We start from the raw sequence: 26,241 nt of genomic DNA on the forward strand, positions 1-26,241 counted from the left end.
GTAATGATTAAAAACAAATACTGGGACATCGCTGCTGACATTTACTACCCACAAGGTTTCAGTGAAGATAAAAAGTATGCTGCGATCATCAGCGCTCACCCAATTGGTAGCTGTAAAGAGCAGACCTCGGGTGAAGTATACGGTGCGGCTTTGGCAGAAGCGGGATTTGTGGTCATTGCATTTGACGCAAGCTACCAAGGTGCAAGTGGTGGTGAACCTCGTTATATCGAAGATCCAACACAACGCGTTGAAGACTTCAGAGTAGTTACTGATTACCTAATGACACTGCCATATGTTGATGAAAACCGAATTGGTGTGTTGGGTATCTGTGGCGGTGGTGGTTACGCGATTAACGCTTCAATGACAGAGCGACGCATTAAAGCAGTCGCTACCATCACGGGAGCAAACTATGGCCGATTAATGAGAGAGGCTTTTAGTGGCTTTGACCCTATCAGCGCAATGGAAGCTATGGCCGCTCAACGCACTGCCGAAGTACGCGGAGAACAGCGTCGAGTTGATGATTTATTACCTCCGTCTCCAGAAGAAGCGAGAAGCTTAGGTCTAGTAGAAACAGATTTAATGGGCGCAACTGAATATTACCGTTCAGATCGTGGTCGCAAACCAAACGGCGTAAACCGTTCTCTGTATTCTCACCAAGCAGCAGCAGTGGGTTGGGATGCATTCCATTTGGCTGAAGTACTTCTAACTCAACCTCTCATGGTTGTTGTCGGCGACAAAGTAGGGGCTTTCGGCGCGTATCGAGATGGCTGTGAAATCATCGGTCGAGCGGCTTCAAAGAATAAAGAGTTAGTGGAGCTACAAGGCTGGTCTCACTATGACCTTTATGACAAACCTGAGCCAGTAGGCATGGCGCTAGAAAAGCTGATCCCGTTCTACAAAGAAAACCTGTAGTTGAAATGCAGCACTGTGTTAACACGCAGTGCTGCGAACAATCGATGAGTCATTGTTCCCTTTCTAAAAGGGCCCTCATTTAAACCCTGATGTTCAACGGCGACTATTGTCCTATCCCTTTTACTGGACAGCAGCCGTAGTTGATACAACTGACTTATTAATATCGCGGATGTATAAAATGAAAAAAGTACTGATTTTGGGCGCTAACGGACAAATTGCAACTTGGGTTGTAAAAATGCTCGCGGAGCGACAAGACATCGAACAAACCCTCTTTGTTCGCGACCCTGGCAAATTAAACTTTACGCTTCCAGAAAATGCTCAATTAATTGTTGGAGATGCTTTAAATCCCAAAGGATTGTATGAGGCGATAAAAGGCCATGACATCGTTTACGCCAACCTAGCAGGGGAGCTGGACGTACAAGCTAAAAATATCGTGTCAGCTATGGCTAAAGCCGATGTGAAGCGTCTGATCTTCGTAAACTCCTTAGGTATTTACCAAGAAATTCCGGGGAAGTTTGGTGTATGGAATCAGAATGAAATTGGCAAGTACCTCGGCCCATATCGCGCTGCGGCCGACACGATTGAGGCTTCGGATCTTGATTACACCATTCTCAGAGCTGCATGGCTAACGGATCACGATGAAGTCGACTTTGAAGTGACCAAACGTGATGAACCATTCAAAGGCACGATTGTGTCGCGTAAGAGCGTCGGGGCCCTTATCACCGACATCATCGACGCGCCAAAAACATGGTCTAGAGCAAATCTTGGGGTTAACAAGCCAAACACGGACGGTGATGTACCGGTATTAGATTGAATTTACTGAGACAAGGGAAAAATTCTGTGGTGGTTGAGAACCAAGGCATAAACTCAATCGCTAAATAGGTAGTAAGCAAAAGTATAGATTTCAGGGAGCTCGATACCGAGTTGTTATGGTTGATAGCAATTAATATCTCCATAACTCAAATTTAATTCAGGCAATAAGTAAATATTAAATCCAATTTAGAAAGTAAAGGAAATTAAATATGAGTAATGTTCTTGTTCTTGGTGCCAGCGGACAAATAGCACAATGGGTGGTGAAATCTTTGACTAACCAACCAGAAATTAATCAAACGTTGTTCTTACGAAACCCTAAAAAATTAGCCGAATTTGACCCGTCCCAAGCTCAAATCGTAGTGGGTAACGTGCTCGACCGTGAATTACTTAAATCGTCAATGTCAGGCCAAGATATTGTCTATGCCAACCTAATCGGTGATGACCTAGATAAACAAGCAGAAGCCGTTATCGGTGCGATGCAAGAAACTGGCGTGAAACGACTGATATTTGTTCTGTCTTTGGGTATCTATGATGAAATTCCCGGTAAGTTTGGTGAGTGGAACGACAACATTATCGGTGAGCCGCTTAAGTATTATCGCCGCGCTGCTGATGCCATTGAAGCCTCTGGTCTAGATTACACCATTTTGCGACCCGCTTGGCTGATGGACGAAGACGAAGTGGATTATGAAATCACAGAGAAGGGGCAGTCTTTTAAAGGCACAGTCGTCTCACGTAAGAGTGTCGGTGATTTGATTTCTAAAGTCATCGTAAATCCAGATCTGCACATTGGCGCGAACCTAGGTGTAAATAAACCGAATACTGACGCCGATAAGCCGTATTTCATGTAAATCACAACATGCTTCTGAGTCACTCCTCATTACCCAGAACGGCAATAGGAATGCCTCAATCACTCACTGAAAAATATTTTCAATACCATTGCTGATGAATGTCTTAACGACTAATGATGTAATTAGAGGTTTTAGTTACTAATGATTGACTCAATATTTCAACCTTTTACTTTTGCTAACGGTATCACCTTAAAAAACCGTGTTGTGATGGCACCGATGACCACTTGGTCATCTAATGAAGATGAAACTATTTCTGATGAAGAACTGGCGTATTATCGATCTCGTGCTCATGGGGTCGGCTTGATGTTGACTGGGTGTACCCATATACAACCAAGCGGTATTGGCTTTACGGATGAGTTTGCAGCGTATGATGATCGCTTTATTCCAAGCTTGCGTAAACTCGCTAACGCAGCAAAGAGCGGTGGCGCTACAGCAGTTTTGCAGCTGTTCCACGCAGGTAATAAAGCAGTTCCAGCGTTGATCCCCAACGGTGAGCTTGTTAGTGCGAGTGCCGTTGTTGCACCGAAAGGGCCATTTAATGATGGGAAGCTGGCGAGTCGTGCATTAACGGAGCAAGAAATACTTGATGTTATTCGTGACTTTGGTGAAGCCACGCGTCGTGCTATTGAGGCAGGTTTTGATGGCATTGAGCTACATGGTGCGCACGGCTTTTTGATCCAGAACTTCCTGTCACCACTATCCAACCAACGAACGGACAAATGGGGCGGTACACTCGAAAATCGCATGCGTTTTCCTCTAGAGGTGGTTCGTGAGGTTCGTCGTGTTATTTCGGAATATGCTGATCGTCCTTTCCTGCTCGGTTATCGTATCTCGCCAGAAGAACCTGGAGAAGGTGCACTTCGAATTGACGATGCATTAGCCCTTGCAGATCAGTTAGCGAATGAAGGTCACATCGATTACCTCCACACGTCTTTATACAATATCCTTTCAGGGACATCACAAGAAGACACAACGGGTAAAACTACCGCGGAGCGTTTTGTCGAAGTGATTGCTGGACGAATCCCTTTGATGGCCGCGGGAGAAATCCGTACGCCAAATGAAGCGCGTCAGGCTGTGAAAATGGATCTGCCGATGGTGGCGGTAGGCCGTAGCCTGGTGATGAACCCTAACTGGGTTGAGATGGCTCAGACTGGTCAGGAATCTGAAATTAAGATGCAGTTAGATTCATCCAGTAGTGCTAAAGCGTTACAGATCCCAACTAAATTATGGGAGGTAATTAACGCTACGCCAGGGTGGTTTCCTGTGAACGCATAGCTCACCGTTAGGTGTTGAATCGTTCACGCTTGCATTTAATCCCTTCATTAAACGATCCTAATTTAGGGTCGTTTTTGTATGTAATCTGTTGAAATTGCGTTTCCCAAGCACTTAAAAGAGTAAGTATATGAATTATGTCTGATTCGAAAGGAATTTAGGAAAGTTCAATGCTCTAACGCCTTGGAAAATAGCCGAGGGAGAACCTATCCTTTAAGTTCACCCAATTGCGTGAAATTGATAGAAACTTAGGGACAAATTGTATCTCCACTCTAAGAGGCTAAATACTAGAGTAATACCGCATATTATTTAGGTACTCATCAATGCAGAAAAAAGAAGAATATGAAGTCGCGCCATTAGAGTTATTTTTTGATCTGATTTTTGTTTTCGCACTAATACAATTATCACACCACCTCGCAGAGCATTTAACTTGGAGAGGGGCAGCTGAAACTGCAACTCTACTCATCGGTGTGCTTTCAGTCTGGTCGTATACCAGTTGGGCGGCAACGATGATCCCAGTTCATCGCGGAACCAGTACCATTATGTTGCTTGTTGTGACACTGCTGGGACTGATGATGAATGCATCGATAGGGTCTGCATTTAGTGATTCAGCCTGGAGCTTTGTGGTACCGATGCTTGTCATTCAGGTTGGCCGAACTATTTGGACTATCAAAAATTCACCCACAACAGAATACAAGCAACACTTTAAGGCGGTTTTGATTTGGTTAGTATTAGTGTCGCCACTATGGATTATAGGTGCTTTAACAGAACCAGAGACGCGACTGCTTTGGTGGGGGGCAGCTGTCCTTGTTGACCTAATTGGTTCCTATCTTGCTCACCCTATTCCAGGACACCGTATCAATTTTGAACAACTTCCTTTTGATGCGGAGCATATGCTAGAAAGATATAACTTGTTCGTGATCATTGCGCTTGGTGAAACCATCTTGATGGCTGGAACATCTATCGCGGAGCATCCGACTGATTTCATGACTCTCTTTACAGGAAGCGCGGCGTTGATGATCACAATGTCGTTATGGGCGCTTGCCTTTGGGTCGATACAAAAACATACGGAAGAGTACGCAAAAGTCACAATAAATCCGGTTGGGATAAGCCACTATGCGATGAACGCCTTAATGGTTATGGTCGCAAGTCTTATTGTTTTGGCGGTAGGTAACGAAAAAATCATCCATCATCCAATCGAGCATGCTTCTTTATCAACAGGGCTTATGATTTCACTAGCGCCTGGAGTCTTTCTGATGATGCAAGGATTGTTTCTAAAAACCATGTTGAACATAAAGTCGCTCTTGCACTGGATTGGTGGGGTTATTACTGGCTTATCTGGTTTTTTGATTCTGTGGTTACCACCATACGCTGTGATTTTTATTGTCGGGTTAGTGCTAACGTGTCTTGCACTTCTAGATTGGCACTACAGGCACACAGAAACAGTGTAACTATCAATGCAATAGCACAATAAACAATGTTAAATATTCATGATGATATGTTTTTTATCTAAATTTTCATTGATTTATGTGGTCATTATTTAAGGTTTGATGTGAGTGTTAATGATGTTTTGTCATTTTAGGCAATCATTGTCTCGTTTTGTGCAAACAACTCATTGCATTGCCCCCTATACTCGTTTGTAAATCAAGAGCACAGTAAATCACTGAGTATCAGTGCTCCAAATAAACCATCAACTCTCGCTAGGAGCAGTTCAAATGAACAAAGTTAATTTCCCAAATACAAATGGTCTGGATATTACACTGGCTGGTCTAATCAACTTTCCTGCTGACTTCGACAAGAGCCAACGCTATCCAGCGGTTGTGGTTTCTCACCCTGGCGGTGGTGTTAAAGAACAGACAGCAGGTACCTACGCTAAGAAACTGGCTGAACACGGTTTTATCGCTATCGCTTACGATGCTTCGTACCAAGGTGAAAGTACTGGTGAGCCTCGTCAACTAGAAAACCCACACGTCCGTACTGAAGATGTAAGCGCGGTGATCGATTACCTAACCACGCTGGATTACGTCGACAACGATCGTATTGGTGCGATGGGTATTTGTGCTGGTGCGGGTTACACAGCGAATGCAGCGATAAACGACCGCCGAATTAAAGCGGTTGGTACGGTAAGTATGGTGAACATTGGTCAGATGTTCCGCAATGGTTGGGATAATAACGTTAAAGACAGCGATGCTCTTCCTTATATCGAAGCTGGCTCAGGTGCCAGAACATCAGATGCGAGTGGTGCAGAAATCGCGACCATTCCAATGGCACCAATGAATGAAGAAGACGCACCTAACGAAGAACTTCGCCAAGCGTGGGAATACTACCACACTGACCGTGCGGCTTACTGCACCGCGCCAGGCTTTGCAACAGCCCGCAGCTTATCTCAGATCATTACCTACGATGCATTCTTCAAAGCGGAGGCATTTTTAACGCAGCCACTTTTAACCGTTGTGGGCAGCGATGCGGGCAGCAAATGGATGAGTGATGACCTGATGGCGCGAGCAGCAAGTAACGACAAACAAATGCATGTTGTTAACGGTGCAAATCACATGGATCTTTATGACGGCGAGTCTCAAATTGCAGAAGCTATCGGTGTTCTAGCACCTTTCTTCCAACGTACGCTGTAAAACAAACCTAACTCAATTATAGATATAAGGCTCAACAAGCTTGAGCCTGTGTATAACTAAGAACGGATTTTAATGATGATGAACACTAAAAAAATTACCTTTAAAAATGCCGATATGGCCTGGGACATGTCCGCGTTAATTCTGTTACCAGAAGGGTTTGATGAATCAAAACGTTACCCAACGATGATCAGTGTCCACCCTTTTGGTAGCTGTAAAGAGCAAACATCCAGTGCTGTATATGGTAAAGCGTTGGCTGAATTAGGTTACGTAGTGATCGCTTTTGATGCGAGTTTCCAGGGAGAATCTGGTGGACTTCCTCGCTATGTTGAAGACCCAAGCCAACGTGTTGAAGATATCAGTCGTGTCATCGATTACGCAGTAACCTTACCTTATGTCGACGAAGAGCGCATTGGTGGCCTTGGTATCTGTGGTGGAGGTGGCTACATCTTTAGCTCAGCGCTGACTGAAAAACGCTTGAAAGCGGTTGTTGGTATAACACCGGTGAACGTAGGGCGCTTGTTCCGCGAAGGGTTCAGCTTGTATAACCCAATTGGTGCGCTTGAAGCGATGGCCGCTCAGCGTACGGCCGAAGCTCGCGGCGCAGAGTTGCAAGTCAATGAACTTCTTCCCCCAAGTCCTGAGTTTGCGAAAGAGAATGGACTGACAGAACGTGACGTATTCGAAGCGACGGATTATTACAAAACGCCACGTGGACAATCTGAGGGTGGGGCAACACGTATGTTGTTCTCTCACGCACAAAAAACATTGAGCTGGGATGCGTTTGCTTTTGCAGAAACGTTGATGACTCAACCAATGATGGCGGTTGTTGGTCAAAAAGTCGGTGCATTCGGTGCATTTCGTGATGGTCAGGAAATCTTTGGCCGAGCGGTAGCATCGAAAGATCGCCAACTAGTGGATTTGGAAAACTGGTCACACTACGAGCTGTACGACCATCCAGAAGCGGTCGGAATGGCAATGGATAAGGTTGCTCCTTTCCTTGCTACACATCTCAAGTAAATTGAAATTAAGAAGCGTTTTCCACAACAGGAGAGCGCTTCTGTTTTTGTTTTAATCATTCTCTTTCAGAAAATTATCTTTGTTTAAGTATATAGGTGAGTGACCATGATCCGATGGATAGGCATTGTACTGTTGATAGCTGTAGTAGTGGTATTTGTGGTTGCATTCGTGGTCACTCGTGTCGAAAATGCACAACATGCTGAAAACCAACAACTACAAGAGCGCCAGGCAACAGCTAGCGATAAACAGGCTACAACAGCGGTTGTGGTGTTTTCCCGGTCTGGCAACACTGGAATCCTTGCCAACCACATTGCAAATAAAACTAACGCTAATATTTATGAAATCACTGCGAACAACTATGAGCTTGGCGTCCCTGGATTGATCAGTGCATTAAAGGACGCGCGGAGCAACGTGGCAGAGATTATGCCTACGCGTATCGACCTTTCATCGTATGATACTGTCTATTTAGGCTCACCTATTTGGTTATACAGTCCAGCACCACCTATTTGGCAATTTGCAAAAGATAACGATTTCACGAAAAAACATGTCGTGTTGTTTAATACTTTCAACAGCAAGTTCGAGCAGCATTTCATTGATGAATTTGAGGCGCTGGTTCGGTCTAACGGTGCAGTGAGTTTTTCTCATCAATATGTTAAGCGTGGAAGGATGGGTAGCCAGATTTCTACTGAGCAAATGCTTAAAATTTTTGATCAGAAACAGTGATGCTATAGGGAAAGATTATGTTAACGACTCACGGGAATTACGATATCCACAATTTAGCTGATAAAGCATTTGCTTACGGAAAAACCGAAGGCGATCACAACACGAGTATCCAAGGATTAACAGTGCATATTAGAAACAATCCAACGACACCTTTGCACTGCATCTACACTTTGAGCTTGTCTATGATCTTACAAGGGGCTAAGCAATTAGCGATTGAAAAAGAAGTATTACCATGTGTTGCAGGACAATCAATGTTAACAACGTTTGATTTGCCTGTCGTTTCACATGTAACGGAAGCAACCAGATATAATCCATTTGTTGCTGTTGTATTAAAACTCGATTATGAATTGATCATGCAGACCTGTGTTGAACTTGATCTTGATAAACCTGCACGTGATGTGAAGTATAAATCAATCTCAATCCATGATATTGACGCGGGACTTGGCAATGCAGTAACTCGTCTTCTAGATTTGCAGAAAGAACCTATTTATCTTGATAGCTTAACCCCGTTAATTAAGAAGGAAATACTAACACGTCTCTTGTTAGGGCCTCATGGTACACACCTGCGTCACTTAGCTTCAGCGGGTACGCCTAGTTCGCAAATACTAAATGTTATCACTTGGATGAAGACAAATTTAACGAATAGTATAGAAATTAACGAGCTAGCTCAGCGAGCACATATGAGTGCTTCTTCGTTTCGACAACACTTTAAGGCTTTAACAGGAACAAGCCCTCTTCAATATTTGAAAAACTTACGTTTGCAAGAAGCTAGAGACCAAATGTTATTAAACGGTTTAGATGCAAGCCAAGCTAGTGGTTTTGTAGGATATGAGAGTGCTTCGCAGTTCAGTCGCGAATACAGTCGATTGTTTGGGCTGCCTCCTCAGAAAGATATTCAACGTTTGCGTCAAGCGTAAACATAGGAATTGGTCCTACTTTGTTATAGTTGTGATTGTGGGTTGATGGTTAAGCTTGCTCTGCGAGTCGCCCACTTCCTTCAACGTAGGAACCACATGTATTCCATAATAGATAAGAGTCGCACATACCCTACAAATGGTGAACAAATATATTTAACCGGAAGGAATCAAGCCGGAAGTCTGATTGCCTATCAAGGAGGTAATAAGCATGCCCAGATGCATGCTACGTCTTGTGGTGGTACGAATTCATCCTACCGGTGTTGGAATGGATACCGTGGATTGAGCAGTGACAGCACACTTAATCTCTGCTGATTGACCGAGAGACCAAGTGTGCCACATATCATATGTGCTGATTGCCGATGCGGTGAGACGACAGCAATATGCTGGTTTCTGAGGTAGAAATACCGCTAATCTCTCTGATCCGGCACAGCACACCGTCAAATTCTTCCAGCGAGCGTGCTTGCAACTCCAATACCATATCCCAACGCCCGTTCGTTGAGTGAATGGCGCACACGCAGGGCTCACTCATCAGCTCTGTTCGTACCTTTCTGGACGTATCCCCTTCCAGAACAATGCTCATTAACGCCCTGACCATCGCGAGTTGTTCATTGGCACCACTTGAAACCAGCGCGGTATAGCCATTGATGATTCCCCGCTTCTCCAGCCGAGTCATACGGTTTTGAATGGTGGCACGAGAAACGCCAACGGTCTTTGCCAGCCAAGCCACGGGCAGGCGAGCATTCATTCTCAGGTGGCTTATCAGCTGGCGGTCTATGTGGTCGATAGAATCCATGTATATCCTTTTTTTGCATGAATATATCAAATCGTTAGCAAATGTTATCATATTGATAACTAAGTTATCAATTTATCTGAATTTTGTATCTATTATTTAGCATTGCCTCCCAGGATAATGACGCCAGCAAAAAAATACTTGTTGTAGGGAAAGGATGACCCGATTTATTGATGTTGATTGCCTTGGCCGTATTGAGGGTGATATTCAGCAACTGCAAGCAGAGCACCAGGTGACCGAGTTTTGGGAAGTACTGAATGGTACTAAGCCAGGAAGAACGTCCGATGAGGAAATTACAATCTTTGATTCGGTCGGTTTTGCATTAGAAGATTACTCAGTGCTGCGCTTGCTGCTTGATATTTCCCAACAAAACAATTTGGGTGAGTTAATCGATTTGGTTCCGCAACCAGACAACTCAAAAAATCTTTATGCATTGTTATATCAGGATGAGAATGTTGAATTAATGCAGGCTATTTAATGAAAGTATTAAGACATCTTTAGCCGGTCACTAAAACCCAACTTAGCTTCGATTTCATTGGATATTAAACACAAATAGGCTCTGGGAATTATTTCTTGGGTCCATTTAACATTATTATTAATTAACGTCCTTACTAGGCAGGATCCGCCTAATTAATAAAATTAAAAGACCAGACACACTTCAAGAAAAAGCAATATCGATACTATTTTTTTAGCGAATACAAAAAAAGCCATTAAATATTATGTAATATTTTCCTTTGTTTACATGGACTTAACTATTTTCACAATTGAATTCAATTCTTTGTGAAATTTATACTCAATAATTAAGAGTAAGAGGGATTATGAACAACGATACTCCAAAAATACCCTTCACCATGGCAATTTTGCCGATCATCCTGATGGTCGGTGCCATGCTGGTAACTATTGTCATATTTGAAGGTAGCCCACATATACCTCTTGTATTTGGCACCATGACCGCAGCGCTGGTCGCCTGGATGCATGGTTATAAGTGGCAGCATATAGAAGATAGCATCTACAGTGGCATCAAACTGGCTCTCCCCGCCGTCGTAATCATCCTTCTTGTTGGTGTTGCCATAGGTGCTTGGATTGGTGGTGGCGTTGTCGCAAGCATGATTTACTACGGGTTGCAAATACTGTCCCCATCTCTGTTTCTTGTTTCCATTACTCTTATCTGTGCCGTAGTGTCTATTGCCATCGGTAGTTCGTGGTCCACCATGGGCACCATTGGTGTTGCTGGTATGGGCATTGGTATCAGTATGGGTATCCCCGCGCCCATGGTTGCAGGTGCTGTAATATCCGGTGCCTATTTTGGGGACAAGATGTCTCCCTTGTCCGATACCACCAACCTGGCCGCTGGACTAACGGGTACTGATCTTTTTGAGCATATTAAACATATGCTCTATACCACCGTACCCGGGCTGTTGATTGCCCTAACAGTATACTGGTATCTGGGCCAGAGCTTATCTGCTGGCGACGCCGAGTTTGAACAAATCAGCACCACCATGGCGATATTGCAGGACAACTTTGTTATTTCTCCTTGGCTATTGTTGATCCCAGTCTTCGTGATTTTTCTGGTCACCCGTAAGGTACCAGCCCTGCCAGCCTTATTCGCGGGTATTTTGCTAGGTTTTCTGAGCCAGATCTTCATTCAGGGAGGCTCTGTGGCGGAAGCGGTGAAAGCACTACAAAACGGCTTCAGCATTGAAACCGGTAACGACATGGTCGACGGCCTGTTCAATCGCGGCGGCTTGGAGTCCATGATGTATACGGTCTCCATGACCATTGTCGCCATGACTCTAGGAGGAATACTGGAAAACACGGGTATGCTGAAATCTATTGTTGAAAAAATAATCAGCTCATCCAAGTCGGCAAAAAGCCTGATCCCGACCACCATTTCTTCCTGCTTTCTGACCAACGCAAGCTGTTCGGAGCAGTATATCTCCGTCGTTGTGCCTGCCAGAATGTTTGCCAGTACCTATCAGGAAAAGGGACTGCACTCTAAGAATCTGTCCAGAGCACTGGAAGATGGCGGTACCCTGACCTCCGTGTTTATTCCCTGGAATACCTGCGGCGTCTTTATTCTGGCGACTCTTGGGGTTGGTGCGGTTGAGTACGCTCCCTACGCAATACTTAACTTTATGGTTCCCATGATCTCCATCATCTTTGCGTTGACCGGTTTTTCCATCGTTAAGCTGGAAAATACCAATGACGAAACACACAGTCACAGTGAAATACGTGATGGTGTTGATCCGCAAAGACAGCAAACTAATATCTGACATTGATAGTTACGCCAGATAAATAATGGCTTACTTTAGGTCATAAAATTGATGAGCAATTCATGGAATGGATTGTTCATCTTATTCTTTATGCATCTATGGCGTAATTATCATCTCTCGTTAGCATGACAGGAATAACATATGCTTAAACTTCCAAGAATTGTCTGGGATCAGGACAAACTACTACACAATGCAGCTTACTTGGACGAATTATGCAGAAAAAGTGAATATCCTATTAACTGGGTGCCCGTCACCAAAGTGGTCAGTGGAGATACTGAGATCATCAGGACCCTGATTAACACCGGTTGCCGATTCCTAGCTGACTCCCGAATAGAAAATCTCAAAAGTATCAAAGAAATATCTGACAGCTGCCAGACCATGTTGCTGCGTCTGCCAGGAATTCATGAAGCAGAAGACGTCGTAAAATATGCAGATATCAGCCTAGTTTCAGAAATTGAAACAATTAAAAAACTGCAAGATAAAGCATGCCTTCTGGGGGTAAACCACAAAATCATTGTGATGATAGAGCTCGGCGATTTGCGCGAAGGGATATTGGCAGAGAACCTTATCAAGGTTGGTCAGTTTATACTGAAACAGAGCAATATCGAGTGGTTAGGCATTGGCACCAACCTGACCTGTTATGGCGGCGTTATTCCCTCCGAAGAAATTATGCTGGAGCTGGCTGCCATAAAACAGCAGGTGGAAAGAGAGCTTAACCATTCGCTTGAGATTATATCTGGCGGTAATTCCAGTATTCTTCCGCTGCTAATGGAGCAGAAAATTCCGAAAGGAATAAACCAGATTCGGCTGGGCGAGTCCCTATTTTTCGGTAGGGAGAGCGCCTATGGCAAAAACATACCTGGAATGTACAATGACGTTTTCACGCTACAGGCTGAAGTCATTGAAGTGAAAGAAAAAAATTCCATTCCCAGAGGTACGTTAGGGATGAATGCCTTTGGTGTAAAGCCTGTTTTCATCGACCGGGGAATACACAAAAGAGCAATTGTTGCCTTGGGAGAGCAGGATGTTCCGGTCTCGGATCTGACCCCGCTCAATCGCTCTATAGAAATCATTGGCAGCAGCAGTGATCACCTCATTCTGGATGTAACAGGGACTAATACTAGAGTCGGTGATGTCCTGTCATTTAAAGTCAACTACAAGTCGTTGCTCTATGCCATGACCTCTAAATATGTTAATAAAAAGCAGACATCAACAGAGCAACTGGTGGGTAATAATGCCTTAACATATTGAGGTCTACCGGCAGAGCGATCGCATGAACATTCACTTTTCACTCACCCCTTTAAAACCAGCCAGCCTTTACATAGGCTGGAATAGAAGTATATGTTGAGCAATTAAAGTTACAAGGACGTTTAGCTAAGACTAACTCTCTTTCAGGTAAAAGGAGCTACTCATGGGATTCTTTAGCGACCTAATTACAATGGGCCCTGGTTTTGCTTTAGATGGTTTAAAACTAGACATTGATAACACAGTCCATGATATCAAAGAAAATCCACGGAAAGCCGTTGTAAAAGTTGCAACTAGCGCTTTTAGCGTTGCCATTGCTTCTAATGTTATTACTCTATTAGGTAAAAATACCAATAGCATCGATATAGCCAAAGCGTTCGAAAATAGCCCTGAATGTGATGACTGGATCGAAGAAACAGGTGGAAGCGATGAGTCATTCTCTGAGTACTTTGATAGATGGGAACGACGAAATAGAAGCACGTAAATCATCATGTACTGCTTTTTTATCAGTTAATCTAAGTGAAAATTAGTGATTTAATTTAATCCATTTGTCCGAGGTGTGCTGACGCAGGCGCGTCACGCACCTTTGCCCCCTACATTCTAATCAATATCAGCACGCTATAAGATCAAATCTCCAACTTTAGGGTCTCAGAAGAATTTGGTACCTAGTTCACGGATCACTTTTGCAAAAATCTGCATGATTTATAAACCAACATCAAAAATGGAAGTTACAAAAATGACTTCGGATAAAACCAATAATGCTAAAGATCTACTTTCCAATGCGGGAAATAAAATAATTGCAGAAAAAAGAAAGGTACAAGAGAAAATCAAGAACGATAAACTGAGTTTTTGGTTAAACTCTAAGCTAGATTTCTTAACGCAGGACATAATGGTGGCGATTGCCTGGAGTGATGGAGTCATAAATGTTCAAGTAAAGCCTGACGCAGAGCAGGAAAAAATTAAAAATATAACGATTAATAGCTTTCTTACTCCGGTCAACTTAATGATAGATAAAGACCACTTAACGAAAGATATATCACCTGATAATCCTTCTATACAATTTAAAGTTGTTAAACACTTTACTGTCGATATATATGAATATCTCTTTTCCTTCAGGTATGATTTTGTAAATCAAGAAGATATAAAACAATTTCTAAAAGGAGAAAGTCCGACTGGTTACGCGCAGCTATTGGTCAGTAAGAAAAAACTAGATCAGTCGACTTTGGATAAAATAATACGGATAGATGATAGCGTTTCAAATGCAAACGACGCAGTTGATATAGTTTGTTCTCTAGTTGGTGATTAACAGTGTATAACAAAAATAATCAAGTCTTATCCTTACCGTAGGTGCATCATAACCCCCACATTCTAATCAATATCAATACGCCATAAGATCAAATCTCCAGCCATAAGGAGATTTGAGATGGCAAAACGATGTACTTGAATCCAAGAACGCCAAAAGTTACAAGCTACGGAGTCATCAAATATCGGTGGCTTCGTCAAAGCAGAAGTCATCGAAAAACGAAACGCTACCAAAACGAACTTCAATGTCACACGTGCCACAGAAGCTCTACGGTGAAATTGCGCACAAATAAACCCGTGCCCATGAAAAGACTGGGTATAGAGCACTAACGGAGTATATTCATGTGCACCTGTAAAAAGTGTCGCATTTCAAACTTGATACTAAGCATTAATATAAATTACTATTCTAAAGTTTTCTTACAAAAAAGGGTGTTGTAATGGCAAAGAGTATGAGTGATGGTTTACTTAGTTTCCCCATTATAATTGTGATGGGATTCGCAATATTATATCCGTTCTCGGTTGCTTATGATTATATTATCGAATTCTATACGTTAATGTTGACAAAGGTTCGGCTTTGGGTAATACCAATTAATGTAACCTTATTGGTATTGTTGATTGTTCCTTGGGCGAAGGTTAGACAGGTATACCGATATGAAATCGCCTTAACAGATGAAGAGCGAAAGTATTACCACATTCCAATTTGGCACTATGCCGTATATGTAGTGTTGCTTATTATTACATTAATCCCTTTAGTATTCGTTTGTAATGCTTGGTTTGGAAGTTGGGCTACATATGAATATCAAAACACTGTATGGTTTGGGTTAGATCGTTTGTGGGACAACAGTGAATGGAGGTGGATAGTTCCGTTGGTGAGTTTTGTTTTCTCAGTAAAATGGTCACGTAAAATTCTGAAAAAACAATATAGCCCTAGCTATGAATAGGAAATAGATATGTTACAGCTAGTCAGCCTATTAACAAGTTTTATTCTTGCATTCTTTTTTGGAGCATTTTACGTTCATTTTTTAGGCGATTATATTGGCCCGATTCTACCTTTGTTTTTACTCCCTTTAGGTATTTTTCTTTACTGTACGGGTGGATCAAATACACCCAAAAAGGGTTTTGGTGCCATAGCTATGTTCTTAAGTGCCGTATTTTTTATGTCGGTGATGGCCTTTGTATTAGGTCAAAAGACTAAGTTTCCCCAAGGTACGCCGTTAGATTATTACGATAAAGCAGGAGATCTAGGGATATTTTTGCTTCTATATGGTCCATATTGGGTATTGGATAATATTGTTGCAATAGTTTGGATAGTGATAGGTTCATTCTGTTGTTACAAAATGTGGAAGTACAATGAAGTTGGTAAAAATAAAGCTCGAGCTAGAAAAGAACGTAACTAAAATCATCGTATAAGGTTGGAGTGACCAATTTATAGCCGTCTTATTAATGTTTCAGTATGCAGTAAGTGCATGAAAAGGGGCTAAGAATGTTTAAGAGGTGATTTCGTCTAACTAATCTATCCGCCCCATGTCCCATGGGGCGTTTTAGTGTGAGAAGTTCCAAGTAAGAAGTGAGTCGATATCGAATTTTGGTTTTCTGTCTGAATTACTTAACAAAGCCGAGAGTAAGCGATAAAAACGATAATCTGCTCGATTCTGGCTTTGCAAGGCATTAACATACATTAAAGTTTTCATTTTAAAGTGGTTGTTTATGTCTTTTCCTCCGTGTCCAAACTGTCAATCTGAGTATGTTTACCAAGATCAGAGCAATCTTGTGTGCCCTGAATGCGCGTACGAATGGAATCCTTCAGAAGTTGAAGAGTCATTTAGTGTCAAAGATGCAAACGGAACGCTTTTAGCTGAAGGTGACAAAGTCACGCTTGCCAAAGATCTTAAGGTTAAAGGGAGTTCACTGGTTCTAAAAATTGGCACAAAAGCGGTGATCAGACGCATTGTTGAAGGGAAAGACCACCAACTTGACTGCAAAGTCGATGGGGCAGGTGAGATGATGGTGACCGCCCAGTTTGTGAAAAAAGCCTGAGTCAGTACAGACCCAGTACTATTCTCCGTTATTCGCCCGTTGGCTGGTGGTGCGCACTTTGTATGACGTTCAATGTGTCGCGCACCAGCTCCTGAGTTTGCTGTTTGAGCAAGCGGACAAATTGAATTTCTATATTGCTTAGTGAGACCGTTTCAGGTGTCACTAGATACATCTCCGTTACGGGCAGTGATTCATAGGGCGGAAGTGGCCATAACATTCCCTGCGCTACATAAGGTTTGGCGCTTTCTACAGTGAGTGCACCGAAGCCGATGCCAGCCATGATCATACGGCGTACTTCTTCCACATTTGCTGACACTGCGACCAATTTCCCCCAAAACTGCTGTTGATCACGAAACTGAGCTATAGAATCTAGCCCTTCGCCTGGCTGGTCACTTTCAAATGAGATATAGGGTAGCCCCTTAACGTCGTCAATGGTCAGATCTTCGCGGCCAAAACATGGGTGAGTGCGCCCACAATAAAAACCCATCTGCTCATAGCCCAGAAAATCGCAGCGAATACCCGTTTTGGCAATTTTCTTGTTACTGAGCCCGATTCTTAGCAGGCCGTCGGCAACATGGCTGACAATGTCTGCGCTTGGATGAGTGTTAACGTTAAAAATGACATTCGGAAACAGCGCATGATAGTGAGCAAGAGTGGCATCAAATGCTGGGCATTGTAGATGGCTGGCGATCTCGATCGTCAATTCTCCCTGAATGTTATCCGTTTGATCGACAAACTGATCGGCCATATTACCGATAATACGGCTTACCGACGATGCATATTCATAGACCCGCATTCCGTGCAAAGTCAGCGAAAATACCCCTTTTTTACGTAGAATTAGCGGCCTATCAACGTGTTCTTCAAGGCGCTTTAAGGCATTACTGACACTGGGTTGGCTCAGAGAAAGTTTACGTGCAGCGGCGCTGATTCCTCCTTCATTCACAATGGTCAGAAAGGTATAGAGCAAGTTCCAGTCGAGATTGCGCAGTAAACGATCTTTAGCGTTAAGCATAGGGGTTGTTTCCTTGACTAATTTATCCATAGCGACAGGCTATGTATATCATACTAATTCATCATTATGGATATTAACTTTTTTTTAACATACTCATTTGTGTCTTTGTAATCGTTTGCTGAAGTGAAAGGACGAAGTCTTCAAAGCAAGCGAGAGTCCAAAAATAAACCAGAACAAAAGTAGAAGGGAATCTATGATGGAAAAAGGGAAATTACTAGGTGCTTTGCTTGCCAGCTCTATGGCCGTTGCTGCATCAACGAGTGTGAGTGCAGAAACGATCAAAATTGGTACTGAAGGCGCGTACCCTCCGTTTAACTATTACACGGCTGACGGCCAATTAGCTGGCTTCGATATTGAGATCGGCAAAGCCTTGTGTAGTGAAATGAAAGTAGAGTGCGAGTTCGTCGCTCAGGATTGGGATGGCATTATTCCAGCACTTCTTGCAGGTAAATACGACATTATTCTTGCTTCAATGTTCATTACCGATGCGCGTAAAAAGCAAGTCGCTTTTAGTGAACCGTATCAAGCCTCTGCAATGACATTCGTTGTTGATAAACAGTCGGGTATCAAAGATGTCTCTCCTGAAGCGATGAAAGGCATGATCATTGGTGCGCAAGGCTCGACCACTCAGGCTGAATACCTATTAGCCAAATATCCAGATTCAGACGTGCGCCTGTACCCAACTCAAGATGCAGTAAACCTTGATTTGGTGAGTGGCCGTATCGACGCTCAAGCAGGCGACATTATGCCAATGACGGATTGGCTTAATTCCGAAGATGGGGCTTGTTGTCATAAAGTCGGTGATCTAATCACGGATCGCACCTTCGTGGGTGACGGTGTGGGCATGGCTCTGCGTAAAGAAGACGAGAAACTTCGTCAGCGCGTGGATCAGGCGTTGGCAAACATCATTGAAAACGGCACCTATCAGAAAATTAACGACGAGTTCTTCTCGATTAACCTACTGACTCTGAAGTAAGTCATCTGGATAGTGGCGGCTTAGGTCGCCATTAAGTTGTAAATCCTATAGAGAGCGATGTAATGGATTATCTGATGTATCTGAGTCTGGGTGACAGTGGCTGGGGAGATGAACTCCTAAAAGGCCTAGCTGTGACCATTGGTTTAGCGCTGTGTGCTTTACCTGTTGGTTTGATCTTGGGAACGGGTGTGGCTGCGCTGTCGATAAGTGCCCACAAAACGTATCGCTGGTTTGCGCATGTTTATACGACGGTACTGCGTGGCCTACCTGAGCTACTGACTCTGTTTATCATCTATCATGGCGTCGGCCTTTTAATTAATAAAACGCTCAAGTGGATTGACCCCAATAATGGTTTTTTCGAGTTAAATCCATTTGGTGCTGGCGTGATCGCACTGGGATTGGTGTTCAGTGCTTATGCGGCAGAAGTTTTACGCGGTGCTTGGAAAGCAATGAACAAAGGTCAACGAGAGGCTGGTTATTCATTGGCGATGAGTCGCCTGCAAATTTTTTGGTTTATCGAGCGTCCTCAACTACTGCGTTTAGCTCTCCCTGGGTTGGGTAACCTTTGGATTAACTTGCTTAAAGACACCGCTCTAGTATCCGTCATCGCGCTCGATGATTTAATGCGCGCTGCTAACATTGCGGTTGGTGTGACCAAAAAACCATTTTTGTTTTATCTCACTGTCTGTCTAGCCTATTGGGTCGTTTGCGTGTGCTGCGAAAGGGTACTGGCTGCGATGGAATTGAACTCGAAGCGCGGCATTCGCGTGAGTCGCTAAGGAGAAGGTTATGACGGATTTTATCGCTAAAGTGGCTCCAATGTTGCTCGACGGGACTTGGATGACACTCAAAATTACCTTTATCTCGGTTGTTTTAGCGGCACTGCTGGCCCTACCGATGTCAATTTTGCGTATTCAGTCTTCACGTGTTTATCGTTGGCCGGTGTTGTTATTTATCTCTTTCTTTCGTGGTACACCATTAATCGCGCAGCTGTTTTTGTTGTACTACGGTTCTGGCCAATTCCGCCCTTGGTTGATGGATATGGGGTTATGGAGCTTTTTCCGGGACCCGGTTAATTGCGCACTGCTGGTATTCACTCTGAATTCACTAGCGTATCAAACAGAGATTTTACGCGGCGCGATTCAGTCTGTAGACGCAGGCGAAATTGAGGCGGCCAAATCTATGGGCATGAATAACAGCTTATTGTATCGACATATTGTGCTTCCTCTTGCTTATCGTATCGCTTTTCCTGCGCTAGGTAACGAATGCATTTTGATGCTCAAAGGCGGAGCGGTCGCAAGCGTGATTACTGTCATGGATCTGATGGGGCAGACACGACGCGCGTTTTCTCAGACGTTTGATATATCGACTTATTTTCTGGCGGCGGCGATGTACCTAGTTATCGCAACTTTGTTTGTGATGGCATGGCGTCAGGTAGAGCGTTACTTATACCGCCACCAAATTCAGCGAACGCCGGGCGCAAAATCCGCGCCTGTCGCTGCAACCTAATTTTTCACACTACCACAACCAGTTGGCAACGGGAGTTAAGGCTCTTGTGGGCTGCTTGACTTTAAAAAAGGATCAATACAATGAACAAGATTGAATTGAAAACGCCTTATTTGGTGTTTCTGGGTGATGCAAATGATCTTCTAATGGCGAAAGTAGCGAAAGGTGTGGCGCATTGGCGACCAGAAAAATGTTTGGCGCAGTATCGTCTGCCAGGAGCAAAGGTCGATCTTGGTATCGCGGAAATGTCACCACGCGAAGCAGCGGCTTGCGGGGCGAAAACGTTTATTCTTGGTCTTGCACCGGTGGGCGGTACATTGCCTACAGAGTGGTTAGATATTTTGATTGAAGCGATGGAAGCCGGAATGGACATCGCTAGTGGTCTGCACATGCACCTGAACGATGTTCCTGAACTGGTCGCAGCGGCAGAACGCACGGGTCAAAAATTATTGGATGTTCGTATACCACAAGGCCCAATGGTATGTGGTACGGGTCTTCCGCGTAGTGGTAAACGCCTGCTGAGTGTGGGGACGGACTGCTGTGTGGGCAAAATGTTTACCACACTGGCCATTCACCGTGAGATGGAAAAACGCGGCATTCCAGCGACCTTCCGTGCAACAGGCCAAACAGGCATTTTAATTGAGGGCAGTGGTGTGCCAGTGGATGCTGTCGTGTCAGACTTTATCTCCGGCATGGTGGAAACACTGTCTCCGGACAATGCGCCAGAACACTGGGACATCATTGAAGGGCAAGGATCTCTATTGCATCCAGCATACGCGGGTGTGAGTTTGGGCTTGCTACATGGTGCTCAGGCGGACGTAATTATCGTATGTCACGAAGTGGGTCGTACTCAGATGGATGAAATGGAAGGGTACAGTGTGCCTGATCTGCAAACCACCATCGACATTAACCTCACCATGGGCCGAGTCACCAATCCGAACATTCGTCTCGGTGGTATTGCTCTTAATACCGTGAATCTGAGTGAAGAAGAAGCACTGGCTGAAATCGCTCGTATTGAGAAACAGTTTGGCGTACCCGTTGTTGACCCAGTACGTACGGGTGTGGCGAAAATCGTCGATGGCATTACTGAGGTGTGCTATGCGTAAAATGAGCGTACGTGTAGAGAAATGGCCGCTGCACGAGCCGTTTGTCATTTCTCGCATGGACCCAATGCTACACGGGGAAGTGGTCGTCGTGGAAATCGAACAAGATGGTTGTGTCGGGCGCGGAGAGTGCGAACGGATGGACATCTTTGAGCCAGATTATCCGTTTGACGTGTTAGCGGATGTCGAGTCTGTTATTGAAGCCGTAGAATCAGGTATCAGCCGCGATGAGCTGCGTGAACTGCTACCTTCTGCGGCACCGCGTAACGCCATTGACTGCGCGCTGTTCGAGTTAGAAGCGAAGCTCAAACAGCAACCCGCATGGCAGATGGCTGGATTCGTGAGTGCGCCACAGTCTGTGACGACAGTGTTCACGCTATCACTCGATAGTGCTGAAAACATGGCAAAAGCAGCTGCTGCGCAAAAGCATCGACCAATCCTAAAGCTAAAGCTTGGACGTGATGGTGACTTGGAGCGTGTACGTGCCGTGCGTGAAGCCGCGCCAAACTCTCGTTTAGTCATCGACGCTAATACAGGGTGGAGTTTCGCTCAGTTGTGCGATTACTTGCCAGCGTTAGCGGAACTCGGCGTAGAGATGGTTGAACAACCGCTGTCGTTTGAAGAAGAGCATTTGCTAGAAACTATCACTCCGATGTTGCCAATTACCGCTGACGAATCTTGCATTGACCGCACTTCTCTGGCAGCGCTGAAAGGGCGTTATCAGGCTGTGAACATCAAGTTAGATAAAACCGGTGGTATAACGGAAGCATTGGCTCTGCTGAAAGAGGCACAAGAGATGGGCTTTGAAGTGATGGTCGGTTGCATGATTGGTACTTCTCTTGCGATGGCTCCGGCACTTCTTCTTGCTCAGCAAGCTCGTTGGGTTGATATCGATGGCCCACTGTTGTTGTCTGAAGACAGATCGCCGTCTCTCCAATATAGAGAGAGTCTGGTCGAACCAAGTGAAGGCGTGTGGGGTTAACCTACTTTCGCTAGCAACGTCAGAAGCTCTAAACGAAAACCATGGTGGCGTGCCATGGTTTTTCTTTTAAATAACCAATGATTTTCTAAACTTACAGCTGGATAGAGCATAAAGGGTAGACACTTGAAGATTTGAATGTGGCGAGAACAATAATTGTGCAACTATGCTACATCCACATTATAGATTATAACTAATTGGTTTATGAGCAGTTGATAGATTGATTTATAGTGAAACGTTAAAAAAATAACAACATGGAAATGTTTAAAGTGAAAAACTTGACCAAATTTATTCTCGGGGGCGTAAGCGCAAGCTTGCTTTCAATGTCTGTTGCTCAAGCTCAAGAGTGGCGATTCAACAACTTCTTGCCTGAAACACGACCAGAAGCGAGAGAATTAGAGCAGTTTGCAGCCGATGTAAAAGCCAAAACTAATGGTGAAATTGATATCAAAGTATTCAGTGGCGGTTCATTGGGCCTAAAAAATACTGACGTATTGCGTTTTCTACCGCGTGGCGCTGTGGATATGAGCCTAGCTTGGGCCAACTATTTAGGTCGTGATGCCGAAAGCTTAAGTACAGTCATGGTACAAGGCACGATTGGTTCTGTTGAAGAATTGAACGCCGCGCTACCAGAAGTGAAGAAAATCTACGAAGAAGAATTCTCAGATTGGGATGTAGCGATTACGGGTTACGTTGCGTTACCTATGCTAGAAGCGTCTATTTTCTGTCGCGAAGATCCAATCAATTCGCTAGATGACCTGCGTGGTAAAAAGCTACGTGTATGGGCAAAAGACCAAGTGGATACATTCGGTCGTCTTGGCATTTCAGCGCAAATTATCCCTCAGGAAGAGATGTATGTTGCGATGAAAACAGGCGTAGTGGACTGTGCAGTTTACCCAGCACTTTATGCTCACACAGTCTCGTTACAAGAAGTGTCTAAGTACGCAGCTTACTTATACCCGATGGCTTCAGGCCCATACATTCTTGGTATGTCTCAGGATAAGTGGGATTCCCTGTCTAAAGAACACCAGCAAGCGTTGACTGAAGCAGGTGATGCGGTGTGGCAACGTACCAACTCATACGAAGATGATCACCAGAAAGAACTTGATGCACGAGCGAAGTTAGCCGAAGGTGGTGTGACTTGGTTGGATGATTTTTCTGAAAAAGATCGTCAGGAATTTACTGCTGCGATAACGGAAGTTTGGGGTGAGCTTGCGAAAGAAGCGGGCGGTAAAGCGCCAGAATATCGTGAGCGTGTACTGAAAGCACTTGGTCGATAGTTGCTGACATCAATATGAGTTTAGTTTCAACATTTATTGATAAAGGGCTGAAACGTTCAGCCTTTTTTCTTGCCGTTTTGTCTGCACTCTCTTTAGTGGCGATTCTCGTCGTTATTGTAGCGAGTGTGGTATTGCGTAAGTTCTTCGATGCTCCTTTGTTTTTCGCTGAAGAGCTCGTCGGTTTATTGATGAGCGCGAGCCTGTTTCTGGCGTTGCCGATGGCGACGATGAAAGGGCAACATATTCGCGTGACATTACTGCTCGATTCTTTAAAAGCGCGAGCCCCGTTTCTGGAAAAAGCGATTATCTTGTTTGGCATTTTGGTGGGTATCAGCTTTTGTGGTTGGATTTTCTGGGAAGCAATTCCTTGGATGGAGTTTGCGATCAAACGCGAGCTTAAATCCGAAACTGCACGAATTTTGTTGTATCCGCTGATGTCCGTCGTGCCTGTTTCGATGGGCCTATGCGGTATTATTTATCTCGCAAGATTACTTGGCTTTATTAAATTAGAGGAACGTTAAGATGTTTTGGACGACCCTCGTCTCAGTATTAGTGGCTAGCGCGAGTAGTGGTATTGCGTTAGGTGCTGCACTTGGTTTCACTGGCCTTATTCTTCTGCATTTCTTTAACTATGGTTCTGCCTATCTGGCGGTGGATACCATTTGGGGTATTTTCAACTCGTTTACCCTTAGCGCAGTGCCCATGTTTATCTTGTTGGGTGAAATCTTGTTAAGAAGCGGAATCAGTGAACGAGCTTATGCAGCGTTTACGCCGATTTTCGCCCGAGTGCCTGGCGGCTTGTTACATTCGAACGTGGCCGTGTGTACTTTGTTTGGAGCGGTCAGTGGTTCAAGCTTATCAACAGCCGCTGCGATTGGATCTGTTGCGTACCCGGAACTGAGCAAACGCGGTTACAACAAAGAAGCCGTGGTGGGCAGTCTTGCCGGAGCAGGCACGTTGGGGTTATTGATCCCACCAAGCTTGTCGTTACTGATTTTTGGTGCTCTAACTGAAACCTCCATCGGCCGATTATTTGCGGCGGGCATTGTTCCAGGTGTGATGGTGAGCGCGTTGTTTATGCTCTATATCTTCCTGCGTAGTGTGAAGAACCCTTCGATTGCACCGCGAGACAATACCGCATACAGCTTAGGTTTCATCTTACATGGCATGTTGCGTGTGTGGCCGATTCTACTGCTGATACTGGCTATCATGGGCAGCATCATGTTTGGTGTCGCGACCCCGACGGAAGCGGCAGGTGTTGGTGTGGCCGTTGCGATTGTGATTTCTTTTATCTGGGGTGACCTAACGCTAAAAGGGCTAGGTGAATCTGTCTATCGCAGTGCGTTGATGTTTGCTTCGATCGGTTTTATTGTCCTTGGCGCAGCCATTTTATCTCAATCAGTCAGCATTCTCGGTGTCCCGCAGGCGATTCTTGAAGCAGCTATCGACAGCGGCTTAGGTAAGTACGGTATCTTCCTACTGATCGTCTTGATTTATGTTCTGTTCGGTTGTGTCTTTGATGGTTTGTCTTTGATGGTGATGACACTACCTATCGTTTTCCCGTTGCTAACTGGGCTCGGTTTTGATCCGATATGGGTGGGTGTGATGATCACTATCCTGATCGAAATAGGGCAGGTCACACCGCCCGTTGGGCTCAACCTTTCGGTATTAACCGCCATTACCAAAGGTGAAATCAGTTTGGGGCGTACCGCGATAGCCACCATCCCGTATTGGGGAATTTTATTATTGGCTATCGGCATTATTACCTTAGTACCAAGTGTGGTGCTGATTTTACCTAATGCGATTTTTTAGAGGATTTGTATGACAATCAAAGTCAAACCAGCTAGCTACGGACCGGTGTTCGCTAAAGTAAATGATGAAGGCGCATTGGTATTTGCTTCCGCTGAGAGTGAGTTCACTGCGACGCCATCGTTGGAAAGCCCAGCAATGACACTACTCTACTCGATTGCGTCATGCATGGTGCTGTCGCTTCAGATGGTTGCGAAGCGTAAAAAAATCGCTATTGAACCGTTTCAGTTTGAAGTGATTGGCCATAAAGGTACCGTGCTCCCGGCGCATTTCGCCCATTACGAAATTGCGCTCAGCCGAGGCATTCACCCAGACCTAGAGGTTGCCCAAAAGCTGATGCAAGATGCGAAATCCATTTGTACTATTAGCAACAGCATGTCGGGTACTTTTGAACTTAGCTTGAAAGAGAAGGAATAAGCCATGGCATTAGAAACGTATTTGGTTCAAGTCGCTTTTACCGCAGAAGCAATGGCGGGATTGGTTAAAAATCCTGAGAATCGACTAAGCAGCATGATCCCAATCGTGGAAAAGATGGGCGGTAAGTTTATTGGTAGTTGGATCTCATTTGGTGAGTACGATTCAATCGCGGTGATTGAAATGCCAGACCATGTACACATCAAAGCGTTTTCGATGGCAGCCATGGCTGGTGGCGGATTGCGTCATTTCCATATCACGCCAATGATCTCATTTGAAAAAGGTGTCGAAGCGATGAAACTTGCGGGCTCCTTGGCGTATCAAGCGCCTCAAGAAGACTAAACAAGTTCGCATAAGTCTTGAACAAAAATAAGCGGCCTTGG

Annotated in this window: 29 protein-coding genes and 1 pseudogene; 28 read left to right on the forward strand and 2 right to left on the reverse strand. The window is 44.4% G+C overall.

Features of this window, described 5'->3' with window-relative positions; translation table 11 throughout:
• The first annotated feature begins 3 nt into the window (after nucleotides 1–3).
• The 9 genes from NP165_RS04855 to NP165_RS04895 all read left to right on the forward strand — a co-directional run bounded on the left by NP165_RS04855 (nucleotide 4) and on the right by NP165_RS04895 (nucleotide 9,132).
• On the forward strand, nucleotides 4–912 hold the full coding sequence (locus tag NP165_RS04855) for an alpha/beta hydrolase (protein WP_257085542.1): 909 nt from the start codon (nucleotides 4–6) through the stop codon (nucleotides 910–912).
• Between the two features lie 178 nt (nucleotides 913–1,090).
• Nucleotides 1,091–1,726 carry an SDR family oxidoreductase gene (locus NP165_RS04860; RefSeq protein ID WP_257085188.1) on the forward strand — a complete coding sequence of 212 codons (636 nt, stop codon included), beginning with the start codon at nucleotides 1,091–1,093 and terminating at the stop codon, nucleotides 1,724–1,726.
• A 208-nt stretch (nucleotides 1,727–1,934) separates the two neighbouring features.
• Entirely contained in the window at nucleotides 1,935–2,573 is a 639-nt protein-coding gene (locus NP165_RS04865; protein WP_257085189.1) for an SDR family oxidoreductase, read from the forward strand.
• 141 nt (nucleotides 2,574–2,714) lie between these two features.
• Nucleotides 2,715–3,848 carry an NADH-dependent flavin oxidoreductase gene (locus NP165_RS04870; RefSeq protein ID WP_257085190.1) on the forward strand — a complete coding sequence of 378 codons (1,134 nt, stop codon included), beginning with the start codon at nucleotides 2,715–2,717 and terminating at the stop codon, nucleotides 3,846–3,848.
• 320 nt (nucleotides 3,849–4,168) lie between these two features.
• Nucleotides 4,169–5,296, forward strand: a complete 1,128-nt coding sequence (locus NP165_RS04875) for a low temperature requirement protein A (RefSeq protein WP_257085191.1) — start codon at nucleotides 4,169–4,171, stop codon at nucleotides 5,294–5,296.
• Between the two features lie 264 nt (nucleotides 5,297–5,560).
• The gene (locus NP165_RS04880; protein WP_257085192.1) at nucleotides 5,561–6,475 is read left to right on the forward strand and encodes an alpha/beta hydrolase; all 915 of its coding nucleotides are present in this window, start codon (nucleotides 5,561–5,563) and stop codon (nucleotides 6,473–6,475) included.
• A 78-nt stretch (nucleotides 6,476–6,553) separates the two neighbouring features.
• Entirely contained in the window at nucleotides 6,554–7,492 is a 939-nt protein-coding gene (locus NP165_RS04885) for an alpha/beta hydrolase (RefSeq protein ID WP_257085543.1), read from the forward strand.
• Nucleotides 7,493–7,597: 105 nt separating this feature from the next.
• Nucleotides 7,598–8,215: a flavodoxin family protein gene (locus tag NP165_RS04890; protein WP_257085193.1), complete on the forward strand. Its 618-nt coding sequence runs from the start codon at nucleotides 7,598–7,600 to the stop codon at nucleotides 8,213–8,215.
• Between the two features lie 17 nt (nucleotides 8,216–8,232).
• Nucleotides 8,233–9,132, forward strand: coding sequence for an AraC family transcriptional regulator (locus NP165_RS04895; RefSeq protein ID WP_257085194.1), 900 nt, complete (start codon nucleotides 8,233–8,235; stop codon nucleotides 9,130–9,132).
• Nucleotides 9,133–9,472: 340 nt separating this feature from the next.
• On the opposite strand, the gene NP165_RS04900 is transcribed toward NP165_RS04895, so the two are convergent.
• Nucleotides 9,473–9,925: an Lrp/AsnC family transcriptional regulator gene (locus NP165_RS04900; RefSeq protein ID WP_257085196.1), complete on the reverse strand. Its 453-nt coding sequence runs from the start codon at nucleotides 9,923–9,925 to the stop codon at nucleotides 9,473–9,475.
• 154 nt (nucleotides 9,926–10,079) lie between these two features.
• Between NP165_RS04900 and NP165_RS04905 the strand changes: the two genes are divergently transcribed.
• From NP165_RS04905 to NP165_RS04945, 9 genes and pseudogenes are all read left to right on the forward strand, one after another.
• Nucleotides 10,080–10,400 (forward strand): Rossmann-fold NAD(P)-binding domain-containing protein, encoded by a 321-nt coding sequence (locus tag NP165_RS04905; RefSeq protein ID WP_257085197.1) that lies wholly within the window; start codon nucleotides 10,080–10,082, stop codon nucleotides 10,398–10,400.
• Between the two features lie 340 nt (nucleotides 10,401–10,740).
• Entirely contained in the window at nucleotides 10,741–12,195 is a 1,455-nt protein-coding gene (nhaC, locus tag NP165_RS04910) for a Na+/H+ antiporter NhaC (RefSeq protein WP_257085198.1), read from the forward strand.
• A gap of 141 nt (nucleotides 12,196–12,336) precedes the next feature.
• On the forward strand, nucleotides 12,337–13,446 hold the full coding sequence (locus NP165_RS04915; RefSeq protein ID WP_257085199.1) for an alanine/ornithine racemase family PLP-dependent enzyme: 1,110 nt from the start codon (nucleotides 12,337–12,339) through the stop codon (nucleotides 13,444–13,446).
• Nucleotides 13,447–13,606: 160 nt separating this feature from the next.
• Entirely contained in the window at nucleotides 13,607–13,924 is a 318-nt protein-coding gene (locus tag NP165_RS04920) for a hypothetical protein (protein ID WP_257085200.1), read from the forward strand.
• A 252-nt stretch (nucleotides 13,925–14,176) separates the two neighbouring features.
• Nucleotides 14,177–14,746, forward strand: coding sequence for a hypothetical protein (locus NP165_RS04925; protein WP_257085201.1), 570 nt, complete (start codon nucleotides 14,177–14,179; stop codon nucleotides 14,744–14,746).
• A 223-nt stretch (nucleotides 14,747–14,969) separates the two neighbouring features.
• A pseudogene (locus NP165_RS04930) lies at nucleotides 14,970–15,098 on the forward strand (IS30 family transposase); the annotation flags it as partial.
• Nucleotides 15,099–15,179: 81 nt separating this feature from the next.
• The gene (locus tag NP165_RS04935; protein ID WP_257085202.1) at nucleotides 15,180–15,683 is read left to right on the forward strand and encodes a hypothetical protein; all 504 of its coding nucleotides are present in this window, start codon (nucleotides 15,180–15,182) and stop codon (nucleotides 15,681–15,683) included.
• Nucleotides 15,684–15,692: 9 nt separating this feature from the next.
• Nucleotides 15,693–16,139 carry a hypothetical protein gene (locus tag NP165_RS04940; RefSeq protein ID WP_257085203.1) on the forward strand — a complete coding sequence of 149 codons (447 nt, stop codon included), beginning with the start codon at nucleotides 15,693–15,695 and terminating at the stop codon, nucleotides 16,137–16,139.
• A gap of 310 nt (nucleotides 16,140–16,449) precedes the next feature.
• A complete protein-coding gene (locus NP165_RS04945) occupies nucleotides 16,450–16,779 on the forward strand; it encodes a zinc ribbon domain-containing protein YjdM (RefSeq protein WP_257085204.1) in 330 nt (109 codons plus the stop codon).
• A gap of 28 nt (nucleotides 16,780–16,807) precedes the next feature.
• On the opposite strand, the gene NP165_RS04950 is transcribed toward NP165_RS04945, so the two are convergent.
• Nucleotides 16,808–17,791, reverse strand: a complete 984-nt coding sequence (locus NP165_RS04950) for a LysR family transcriptional regulator (protein ID WP_257085205.1) — start codon at nucleotides 17,789–17,791, stop codon at nucleotides 16,808–16,810.
• 193 nt (nucleotides 17,792–17,984) lie between these two features.
• On the opposite strand from NP165_RS04950, the gene NP165_RS04955 reads away from it, so the two are divergent.
• The 10 genes from NP165_RS04955 (at nucleotide 17,985) to NP165_RS05000 (ending at nucleotide 26,200) form a co-directional block, all read left to right on the forward strand.
• Nucleotides 17,985–18,767, forward strand: coding sequence for a transporter substrate-binding domain-containing protein (locus NP165_RS04955; protein WP_257085206.1), 783 nt, complete (start codon nucleotides 17,985–17,987; stop codon nucleotides 18,765–18,767).
• 62 nt (nucleotides 18,768–18,829) lie between these two features.
• Nucleotides 18,830–19,546 (forward strand): ABC transporter permease, encoded by a 717-nt coding sequence (locus NP165_RS04960; protein WP_257085207.1) that lies wholly within the window; start codon nucleotides 18,830–18,832, stop codon nucleotides 19,544–19,546.
• Nucleotides 19,547–19,556: 10 nt separating this feature from the next.
• Nucleotides 19,557–20,276, forward strand: a complete 720-nt coding sequence (locus tag NP165_RS04965) for an ABC transporter permease (protein WP_257085208.1) — start codon at nucleotides 19,557–19,559, stop codon at nucleotides 20,274–20,276.
• A gap of 80 nt (nucleotides 20,277–20,356) precedes the next feature.
• Entirely contained in the window at nucleotides 20,357–21,379 is a 1,023-nt protein-coding gene (gene dgcN / locus NP165_RS04970; RefSeq protein WP_257085209.1) for an N-acetyltransferase DgcN, read from the forward strand.
• On the forward strand, nucleotides 21,372–22,358 hold the full coding sequence (dgcA, locus tag NP165_RS04975; protein ID WP_257085210.1) for an N-acetyl-D-Glu racemase DgcA: 987 nt from the start codon (nucleotides 21,372–21,374) through the stop codon (nucleotides 22,356–22,358). The genes dgcN and dgcA overlap by 8 nt, the downstream gene beginning before the upstream one ends.
• Before the next feature lie 251 nt (nucleotides 22,359–22,609).
• The gene (gene dctP, locus NP165_RS04980) at nucleotides 22,610–23,635 is read left to right on the forward strand and encodes a TRAP transporter substrate-binding protein DctP (RefSeq protein ID WP_257085211.1); all 1,026 of its coding nucleotides are present in this window, start codon (nucleotides 22,610–22,612) and stop codon (nucleotides 23,633–23,635) included.
• Nucleotides 23,636–23,649: 14 nt separating this feature from the next.
• The gene (locus NP165_RS04985) at nucleotides 23,650–24,156 is read left to right on the forward strand and encodes a TRAP transporter small permease (protein ID WP_257085212.1); all 507 of its coding nucleotides are present in this window, start codon (nucleotides 23,650–23,652) and stop codon (nucleotides 24,154–24,156) included.
• A 1-nt stretch (nucleotide 24,157) separates the two neighbouring features.
• Nucleotides 24,158–25,447, forward strand: coding sequence for a TRAP transporter large permease (locus NP165_RS04990; protein WP_257085213.1), 1,290 nt, complete (start codon nucleotides 24,158–24,160; stop codon nucleotides 25,445–25,447).
• A 9-nt stretch (nucleotides 25,448–25,456) separates the two neighbouring features.
• Nucleotides 25,457–25,861: an OsmC family protein gene (locus NP165_RS04995; protein WP_257085214.1), complete on the forward strand. Its 405-nt coding sequence runs from the start codon at nucleotides 25,457–25,459 to the stop codon at nucleotides 25,859–25,861.
• A 3-nt stretch (nucleotides 25,862–25,864) separates the two neighbouring features.
• Complete coding sequence (locus NP165_RS05000) at nucleotides 25,865–26,200, forward strand: GYD domain-containing protein (protein WP_257085215.1); 336 nt, start codon at nucleotides 25,865–25,867, stop codon at nucleotides 26,198–26,200.
• Nucleotides 26,201–26,241: the final 41 nt, after the last annotated feature.

Origin of the sequence: Vibrio japonicus, from assembly GCF_024582835.1 — a bacterium.
GTDB classification, from domain to species: Bacteria; Pseudomonadota; Gammaproteobacteria; order Enterobacterales; family Vibrionaceae; genus Vibrio; species Vibrio japonicus.